Here is a 9393-nt window from a genome sequence, read left to right on the forward strand (position 1 = left end):
GAGGGCGCGTACGTGACCCCGCTGGTGCGCAAGCTCGCCGCCGAGAACGGCGTCGACCTGTCCACCGTCAAGGGCACGGGCGTCGGCGGCCGTATCCGCAAGCAGGACGTGCTCGCCGCCGCCGAGGCCGCGAAGGCCGCCGCCCCGGCCGCCGCCGCTCCCGCCGCTCCCGCCGCCCCCGCGGCGAAGAAGGCCCCGGTCCTGGAGGTCTCCCCGCTGCGCGGCCAGACCGTGAAGATGCCGCGGATCCGCAAGGTCATCGGCGACAACATGGTCAAGGCCCTGCACGAGCAGGCCCAGCTGTCCTCGGTGGTCGAGGTCGACGTCACCCGTCTGATGCGGCTGCGCGCCCAGGCGAAGAACTCCTTCGCGGCGCGTGAGGGCGTCAAGCTCTCCCCGATGCCGTTCTTCGTCAAGGCCGCCGCCCAGGCGCTGAAGGCCCACCCGGTCATCAACGCGAAGATCAACGAGGCCGAGGGGACCATCACCTACTTCGACACCGAGCACATCGGTATCGCGGTGGACTCCGAGAAGGGCCTGATGACCCCGGTCATCAAGAACGCCGGTGACCTCAACATCGCCGGTATCGCCAAGGCCACCGCCGACCTGGCGGCCAAGGTCCGCGGCAACAAGATCACGCCGGACGAGCTGGCCGGTGGGACCTTCACCATCTCCAACACCGGTTCGCGCGGCGCGCTGTTCGACACGATCATCGTGCCGCCGGGCCAGGTCGCGATCCTCGGCATCGGCGCCACGGTCAAGCGCCCGGCCGTCATCGAGACCGAGGAGGGCACGGTCATCGGCGTGCGCGACATGACCTACCTGACCCTCTCCTACGACCACCGTCTGGTGGACGGCGCCGACGCGGCCCGTTACCTGACGGCGGTCAAGGCGATCCTGGAGGCGGGCGAGTTCGAGGTCGAGCTCGGCCTCTGACCAGGGTCGAAGATCAGTACGGCGCCCCCGTCCGGAGCATTCCGGGCGGGGGCGCCGCTTTGCCCGTTCTTGGTCTTGACGGCGTGTAAGCCTCGTCTCACCTGCGTGAAAGCGCCCGTATGCGCCCTCCCGCCCGCCGCCGACCGCCGTATTGTCTAAGCGTCAATGCCCTCCGGGGACCCGCCGGTCCCCCGCTAAGGAGCTTTCCATGACCGCGCCCCTCGTCCACTCGCTGCGCGAGCAGATCCGCGAGCACATCGTGGAGGGGATCGTCAGCGGGCGCTGGAAGCCGGGCGAGCGGATCGTGGAGCGGCGGATCGCCACCGAGCTGGAGGTCAGCCAGACGCCGGTGCGGGAGGCGCTGCGCGAACTGGAGTCGCTGCGGCTGATCGAGTCGGCACCCAACAAGGGCGTACGGGTGCGGAATCTGACCGCCGCCGACCTGGAGGAGAGCTATCCGGTCCGGGCCGGTCTCGAGGCCATCGCGGCGGAGCTGGCGGCCCGGCGGCTGGCGGAGGACTGCTCGGCGCTGGAGTCGCACGTGGCCGCGCTGTACGAGGCCGACCGCAAGTCCGACGGCACGGCCCAGGTGCGGCACACGGTGGCCTTCCACCGCGAGATGGTCCGGGCGGCCGGCAACTCGGTGCTGCTGCACACCTGGGAGGGCCTGGGCATCGAGGTGTTCACCGCGCTGTCGATCCGCTGGCTGGGCACGGTCCAGCAGTCGTACGCGGAGGAGCACGAGGAACTGGTACAGGCGTTCCGCAGGCGCGATCCGCGGATCGCCGAGCTGGTGAAGGCGCACGTCCTCGGCTGCGCGCCGCGGGCTTGATCCAGTCGGACACTTCCCCGCCCACCTGCGGAAACCAAGCGAAAACACGGCACCGGGTGCCCGTTTCCAAGGCACCGCGTGCCGACTTTCTGACAATCGAAGGATTTTGATCGCAAACCTTTGATCGATCATCGATCAGGGGGTTAGAGTCACCGCTGGGCTTCCACCAAAGCCTCACGCCCTGTCCTGCCAAAGACCTAGGGCACCCCCGAACCCTTCGACTGAGGGAACCCCTTCGACCGAGGAAGGCGGCGACATGACCGACCCCCACGCCATCCAGCCGAGCGAGCTCGACCAGCTCCCGGACCGCGACCCCGAGGAGACCGCCGAATGGCGGGCCTCCCTGGACGCCGTCACCGAGGCGGCCGGGCCGCACCGTGCCGCGTACCTGATGCGCCGCACACTGGAGCGTGCCGAGGGCCTCGGCCTCGCCCTGCCCAAGCTCCTCGAGACGGACTACGTCAACTCCATCCCGACCGCCGCCGAGCCGGCCGTCCCCGGTGACGAGGCCCTGGAGGCCCGCATCACCGCCTGGAACCGGTGGAACGCGGCGGCGATGGTCACCCGCGGCAGCAAGTACGGCGTCGGCGGCCACATCGCCACCTTCGCCTCCGCCGCCTGGCTGTACGAGACCGGCTTCAACCACTTCTTCCGCGGCAAGGAGGACGACGGCTCCGGCGACCAGCTCTACATCCAGGGCCACGCCTCCCCGGGCATCTACGCCCGTGCCTTCCTCGACGGCCGGCTGACCGAGCAGCACCTGGACAACTTCCGCCAGGAGGTGGGCGGCAACGGCCTGCCCTCCTACCCGCACCCGCGCCGCCTGCCCTGGCTGTGGGAGTTCCCGACGGTGTCGATGGGCCTCGGCCCGATCTCCGCCATCTACCAGGCCCGGTTCAACCGCTACCTCACCAGCCGCGGCATCAAGGACGTCTCCCAGTCCCACGTCTGGGCGTTCCTCGGCGACGGCGAGATGGACGAGCCCGAGTCGACGACCGCGCTCACCCTCGCCGCCCGCGAGCAGCTGGACAACCTCACCTTCGTCGTCAACTGCAACCTGCAGCGCCTGGACGGCCCGGTCCGCGCCAACTTCAAGATCGTGCAGGAGCTGGAGGCCCAGTTCCGCGGCGCCGGCTGGAACGTGATCAAGACCCTGTGGGGCTCGGCCTGGGACGAGCTGTTCCGGCTCGACACCACGGGCGCGCTGGTACGCCGGCTGCGCGAGGTACCGGACGCGCAGATCCAGACGTACCAGACCCGCGACGCGGCCTACATCCGCCAGGACTTCTTCGGGGCCGACCCGGCGCTCGCGGAGATGGCGAAGCTGCTGAGCGACGACAAGATCATCGAGTGCTTCCACCTCTCCCGCGGCGGCCACGAGTCCCGCAAGGTCTACGCCGCGTACAGGGCGGCCCTCGCCCACAAGGGTGCCCCGACGGTGATCCTGGCCCAGACGGTCAAGGGCCACACCCTCGGTGAGGGCTTCGCGTCGAAGAACGCCAACCACCAGATGAAGAAGCTGTCGGTGGACGAGTTCAAGGCGATGCGCGACCGCCTCGGACTGCCCATCCCCGACAGTGCCTTCGCCGACGGCCAGGTCCCCTACGCCCACCCCGGCGCCGACTCCCCCGAGGTGCGCTACCTCCAGGAGCGCCGCGCGGCCCTCGGCGGCCCGGCCCCGGCCCGCCGCGTCCACCCGGTCGCCCCGCTGCCCGCCCCCGCCGACAAGGCGTTCACCGCCTTCGACAAGGGCTCCGGCTCGCAGAGCGTGGCCACCACCATGGCGTTCGTCCGCCTGGTCAAGGACCTGGTCCGCGACAAGGAGACCGGCAGGCGCTGGGTGCCGATCGTCCCGGACGAGGCGCGCACCTTCGGCATGGAGTCGCTGTTCCCCTCGCTCGGCATCTACTCGCCCAAGGGCCAGACGTACGAGCCGGTCGACCGCGACCAGCTGATGTACTACAAGGAGGCCAAGAACGGCCAGATCCTCAACGAAGGGATCACCGAGGCCGGTTCGATGGCCGACTTCATCGCCGCTTCGTCGTCGTACGCGACGCACGGCGAGGCGATGATCCCGTTCTACATCTTCTACTCGATGTTCGGCTGGCAGCGCACCGCCGACCAGATGTGGCAGCTCGCCGACCAGCTCGGCCGCGGCTTCCTGATCGGCGCCACGGCCGGCCGTACGACGCTGACGGGCGAGGGCCTGCAGCACGCCGACGGCCACTCCCCGGCCATCGCGGCGACCAACCCGGCGGCGCTGACGTACGACCCGGCGTTCGCGTACGAGCTCGCGGTCATCGTCAAGGAGGGCCTGCGCCGGATGTACGGCGAGGCGGCTCCCGGCGAGGACCAGGACGTCTTCTACTACCTGACCGTCTACAACGAGCCGCTGCCGCAGCCGGCGAAGCCGTCCGGCCTCGGTATCGACGAGGGCATCGTCAAGGGCCTGTACCGCTTCAACACGGCGGAGTCGGCGGGGCTCTCCGTCCCCGCCAACGCCCCGCGGATCCAGCTGCTCGGCTCCGGTACGGCGATCCACTGGGCGCTGGACGCGCAGCGGCTGCTCGCCGAGGAGTGGGGCGTGGCCGCCGACGTGTGGTCGGCGACCTCCTGGGGCGAGCTGCGCCGGGACGCCATGGAGGCCGACGCGGCACTGCTGCGCGGCGAGGAGCGGGTGCCGTACGTCCGTCAGGCGCTGCAGGGCGCCGAGGGCCCGGTTCTCGCGGTCTCCGACTACATGCGTCAGGTCCCCGACCAGATCGCGCAGTGGGTCGAGCAGGACTACACCTCGCTGGGCACCGACGGCTTCGGTCTGTCGGACACCCGTGAGGCCGCCCGCCGCCACTTCGGCGTCGACGCCCAGTCGATCGCCGTCGCCGCCCTGGCCCAGCTCGCCCGGCGCGGCGAGGTGAAGGCCTCCGCGGTCAAGGAGGCACGGGAGAAGTACGGCCTGTAGGGGCCGGGACGTGACGAAGGGGTGCGGCGGCCGCCGCACCCCTTCGTTGTCGGTGGCCCCCGGCATGATGGCCGTATGCGTGCCGCCCGTCTGATCAAAATGGTGCTGCTGCTCCAGTCGCGGCCCTCGATGACCGCCGCCGAACTGGCCCGGGAGCTGGAGGTGTCGGAGCGGACCGTCACGCGGGACGCGCAGGCGCTGTCGGAGGCGGGCGTGCCGGTCTACGCCGACCGGGGCCGGGCCGGGGGCTACCGGCTGGTGGGCGGCTACCGCACCCGGCTGACCGGGCTCGCCCGCGGTGAGGCCGAGGCGCTGTTCCTGAGCGGCGTGCCGACGGCGCTCAGGGAGATGGGGCTGGAGGACGCCGCGTCGGCCGCCCGGCTGAAGGTGTCCGCGGCGCTGCTGCCCTCGCTGCGCGACGCCTCCCGTACGGCGGCGCAGCGCTTCCACCTGGACGCGCCCGACTGGTTCCGGGAGCCGAGGACGCCCGAGCTGCTGCCTGCGGTCGCCGACGCGGTGTGGGACGACCGGCGGATCGCCGCGCGGTACCGGCGCGGCGAGGAGGAGGCCGTGCGGGAGCTGGAGCCGTACGGGCTCGTGCTCAAGGCGGGCGTGTGGTACCTGTGCGCGCGGGTCGCCGGGCCCGGGGCGTGTTCCGGGAGCAGCGCCTTCCGGGTGTACCGCGTCGACCGGTTCACCGCGGTGGAGGCGGCCGGGCAGCGGTTCGAGCGGGACGGCGGCTTCGACCTGCCCGGCTTCTGGGAGGAGAGGGCGGAGCAGTTCGCGCGGTCGATCCTGCGCGCCGAGGTGGTGGTGCGGCTGTCCGAGGAGGGCGTACGGCGGCTGGTGCACGCCGTGGGTCCGGTGCCGGCCCGGGAGGCGCTGGCGGCGGCCGGCGCCCCCGACGGGCACGGGTGGGTGACGGTCACCGTGCCGGTCGAGTCCGAACAGGTCGCGCACACCCAACTCACGGCGCTCGGGCCGGAGGTCGAGGTGCTGGCCCCGAAGGAGCTGCGGGAGCGTTTCGCGCGCGACGCGGCACGTCTGGGCGCGCTGTACCGGTCCTAGTGCCCCAACAGGCAGTTCACCCCGTCGCGACGCCCGGCACGCCCCCCAAGCTCTTCGAGCAGGGGGAGGACCCCCAGAGCACGCACCGGACGCCGCTCCTTGACGGGCAAACGTTGCCTGCCGGGGCACTGGTGCCGCGACCGGAAAGGTCCACCGGCTCGCGGCGCCCGGCACGGCACCTCGCCCAGCCTTCGGCCGGGGGTACCCCCACGCCGCGTTGTCGCCTCACCCGAGCACATCCCGTACACGGGTGATGCTCCGCCTTGCGATGCTCCCCCACTGCCCGAAGGGCGTGGGAGGTGCCCCCAGCACCGGACGCCACGAGCTTTCCGGCAAACCTTTCCGGTCACAGCACCAGGGGGCCCCGTCCGGCGGATCATGCCGCGGACGCAGGGTTCGGCACGCACATCCGGGTCGACAGCCGACCTCCGATTTCCCGCGGCTCGATCCACCGGACAGGCCCTGGCGATCCGCCGCACTCCGCGTGCGCCCCCCGGCGCGAGGGCCGATGCTTGAGCCGTGATGGACGAGACGGAGTTCTGGGAGCTGATCGACAGCAGCCGCGAGGCCGCCGAGGGCGATCCGGAGGAGCAGGCCGACCTGCTCGTCGAGCGGCTGCTCGGCTGCGACCCCGAGGTGATCCTGGACTTCGCCCGCCACTTCGAGTCCCGGTACAACCGCGCCTACCGCTGGGACGTGTGGGGCGCCGCCTGGGTGCTCCTGGACGGGGCCAGCGACGACGCCTTCGACTTCTTCCGGTGCTGGCTGATCGGCCAGGGCCGGGAGGCCTTCGAGGGCGCCCTGCACGACCCGGACTCGCTCGCCGACCTGCTGGACGACTTCGACGAGGAGGTCGACGGCGACGGCGAGGAACTGGGCTACGCCGCCGACGAGGCCTACGAACAGCTCACCGGCACGGTCGCCCCCGACCTCGGCATCGCCCCGGCCCCCGCCGAACCGGAGGGCACCCCGCTCGACTTCGAGGACGACCGGGTACTCGCCCGGCGCTACCCCAGGTTGTGGGAGCGCTTCCGCGCATAGGTCCGGCCCGTCCCGCCCCTGGTGAAGCGGGGTGCCGCGTTGGCCCGGTCGAGGACGGAGGCGGTCACGTCGGCGGGTCCGGGGAGGACCGTGGCGGCCGTGCGCGCCACCGTCCAGGGGCCGCGCACGGCCGCCGCCCTATCCCGTCGTCGTGCGCTCCCGGGCCGCCCGTCCGGGGGCGTCGCCGGGACTCAATTCCTTCCCTGCAGCCGGGCCGCCGCCTCCCGGATCACCGGCAGACGGAGCGTCAGGGCCGCTCCCGGGCAGCTGGTCCGGAAGCCGTCCCTGTGGCCGGACAGGGCGGGGAGCAGGGCGGTGGTGCCGGCCTGGTACCGGCTGTTGCCGTTGCTGGAGACGAGGCCGACGCTCGCGCGCGGGTCGACTCCGGCCAGTCCCAGCTTCCAGGCCGCCAGCGCGGCGATCGCGTCCGTCATGGCGCGTGGCACGGGTGTCCCGACCGTGAACGTGCCGATGGCAGCGATGCCCGCCGTGCGGTGGTTGAAGCCCTGGGTGTGGGCACCGGTGACCGGGCGGTCGACGCCGCCGGCGCGGCCCTCGTAGAGGGTGCCGCAGCGGTCGACGAGGAAGTTGTAGCCGATGTCGTCCCACTTCCGGGCGCCGGTCTGTCCGGCGTACAGGTGACGGATGATGCCCGGGGCGTCGGCGCAGTCGTAGCCGTTGGGCGAGTCGGTGTGGTGCACGAAGACGGCGACGACCTTGTCGTCGTAGCGCGGGGGCGGCTGCGCGTGCCGGGCGGTGGCGTCCAGCCAGACCGAGCGGGGCACGATCCGCGGCCGGGGCGCGCCGCCGCGGGCCGGTGCGGCGGGGCCGGGTACGACGGCCCGCGCGGACACCGCTGCGGAAACGTTCCGTCCGGAACCGGGGGCGTACAGCAGCGCCCCGACGACGGCGGCACCCGGCAGACAACACAGCAGCACCACCAGGACGCGGGGCGGCCGTCCGGGGCCCCGGTCCCGGGCACGCCCGGCGATCTCCACAACTCGCATGCCCCCACTGTCGGCCCGTTCCGCCCCGCCCGCGATGTGCGCTGTGCCACCTGGTGGAACCATCGTCCTGATCCAGGACGTTTCTGCGGGTACACGTACACGTGGCCGGTCCCCGGACCCACGTGCGCGTGGCTGATCGCTGGGCCCGTCCGACGCGTACGTGAGGGTCCGAGAGAAAGGCGGCGCGAGTGGACCTGCTGGACCTGCTGTTGGTACTGGTGATCCTCGTCTACGCCGCGTCCGGCTACCGGCGGGGCCTGGTGGCCGGATGTGTCTCGCTGGCCGGTTTCGTCGGCGGTGCGGCCGTCGGTGTGTGGATCCTGCCGTGGGTGATGGACTTCGTCACCCGCGGGACGACGGCGGCGACGGTCACCGCCGTGCTCACGGTGCTGGTGCCGGCCGTGGTGGGCCACGAGCTGGCGGGGCGTCTGGCCCTGCGGCTGCGGCGCGAGCTGGACCACGGCCCGCTGCGCGCGGCCGACGGCGTCGGCGGGGCCGTCGCCAACTCGGTGGCGGTGCTGATCGTCGCCTGGGTGGCCGCGAGCGTCCTGGGCGCCTCCTCCTCCCCGGTGGTGACCTCGGCGATACGCGACTCGAAGCTGCTGGGAGCGGTGCAGAACGCGATGCCGGACACCACCCCGGCCTGGTTCTCGCGCGCCACCTCCGCGCTGACCGAGGCGGGCTTCCCGCAGGTCTTCAACCCGTTCGAGAACGAGCCCGCGGCGGGCGTGGCCAGACCCTCCGGCGACAGTGTGACGGCGAGCGCGACGGCCGCCGCCCGGCTCAGCACGGTCAAGATCGAGGGCATCTCGGGCAACCAGGGCCGCGAGGGCAGCGGTTTCGTGTACGCGCGCCGGCACGTGATGACCAACGCGCACGTGGTGGCCGGCATCGACAACCCGACCGTGCGGGTCGGCGGCGTCGGACGGTCGTACGAGGCGCGGGTGGTGCTGTTCGACCCGGACCGGGACGTGGCCGTGCTGTACGTCCCGGGGCTGCGCGCCCCCGTGCTGCGGTTCGACGACACCGCCACGCGCGGCGAGGCGGCGGTGGTCGCCGGCTATCCGCAGGACGGCAACCTGGACCTGCAGGCGGCGACGGTGGCCAACCGGATCCGGGCGACGGGCCGGAACATCTACAACAACGCCACGGTCACCCGGGAGATCTACTCCATCCGCTCCACCGTCCGTCCCGGCAACTCCGGCGGCCCGCTGCTCACCACGGACGGCCGGGTCTTCGGGGTGGTCTTCGCCCGGTCCACCTCCGACAGCGAGACCGGCTACGTGCTGACGGTGGCCGAGGTCGCCTCGGACGCGCGGCGGGCGGCGAGCGCGACGACGCCGGTGGACACGGGCCGGCTGGTCACCTCGTGACGCGCACGGCTCACACGGAGCGGCCCATGAACACGTCGTCGACGTAGGCGCCGTCCAGGTGGAACTCCTCCGGCAGGACGCCCTCCACCACGAAGCCCTCCGACTCGTACAGCTCGCGGGCCGGGGTGTTGTGCCCCAGCACCCGCAGGGTGAGGCGGCGGGCGCCCTGCCGGCGGG

Annotated in this window: 8 protein-coding genes; 6 read left to right on the forward strand and 2 right to left on the reverse strand. The window is 72.3% G+C overall.

What is annotated here, in order from left to right; translation table 11 throughout:
* The 5 genes from sucB to RH94_RS09205 form a co-directional block, all read left to right on the forward strand.
* Positions 1-936: 2-oxoglutarate dehydrogenase, E2 component, dihydrolipoamide succinyltransferase (gene sucB / locus RH94_RS09185; RefSeq protein WP_234425640.1), on the forward strand; the 936-nt coding region annotated here is incomplete at its 5' end.
* A 208-nt stretch (positions 937-1144) separates the two neighbouring features.
* Complete coding sequence (locus RH94_RS09190) at positions 1145-1768, forward strand: GntR family transcriptional regulator (RefSeq protein WP_073947137.1); 624 nt, start codon at positions 1145-1147, stop codon at positions 1766-1768.
* 256 nt (positions 1769-2024) lie between these two features.
* The gene (aceE, locus tag RH94_RS09195) at positions 2025-4727 is read left to right on the forward strand and encodes a pyruvate dehydrogenase (acetyl-transferring), homodimeric type (RefSeq protein ID WP_073947138.1); all 2703 of its coding nucleotides are present in this window, start codon (positions 2025-2027) and stop codon (positions 4725-4727) included.
* A gap of 75 nt (positions 4728-4802) precedes the next feature.
* A complete protein-coding gene (locus RH94_RS09200) occupies positions 4803-5795 on the forward strand; it encodes a helix-turn-helix transcriptional regulator (protein WP_073947139.1) in 993 nt (330 codons plus the stop codon).
* Positions 5796-6317: 522 nt separating this feature from the next.
* Positions 6318-6836 carry a DUF4240 domain-containing protein gene (locus tag RH94_RS09205; protein ID WP_073947140.1) on the forward strand — a complete coding sequence of 173 codons (519 nt, stop codon included), beginning with the start codon at positions 6318-6320 and terminating at the stop codon, positions 6834-6836.
* A gap of 191 nt (positions 6837-7027) precedes the next feature.
* On the opposite strand, the gene RH94_RS09210 is transcribed toward RH94_RS09205, so the two are convergent.
* Complete coding sequence (locus RH94_RS09210) at positions 7028-7843, reverse strand: peptidoglycan recognition protein family protein (RefSeq protein ID WP_234425641.1); 816 nt, start codon at positions 7841-7843, stop codon at positions 7028-7030.
* A gap of 188 nt (positions 7844-8031) precedes the next feature.
* On the opposite strand from RH94_RS09210, the gene RH94_RS09215 reads away from it, so the two are divergent.
* Positions 8032-9216 (forward strand): MarP family serine protease, encoded by a 1185-nt coding sequence (locus RH94_RS09215; RefSeq protein WP_073947142.1) that lies wholly within the window; start codon positions 8032-8034, stop codon positions 9214-9216.
* Between the two features lie 10 nt (positions 9217-9226).
* Here RH94_RS09215 and RH94_RS42835 read toward each other — a convergent pair.
* On the reverse strand, positions 9227-9393 hold a 167-nt coding region (locus RH94_RS42835; RefSeq protein WP_234425644.1), incomplete at its 5' end, for a GNAT family N-acetyltransferase.

Origin of the sequence: Streptomyces kebangsaanensis (assembly GCF_001906585.1) — a bacterium.
Taxonomy (GTDB): Bacteria; Actinomycetota; Actinomycetes; order Streptomycetales; family Streptomycetaceae; genus Streptomyces; species Streptomyces kebangsaanensis.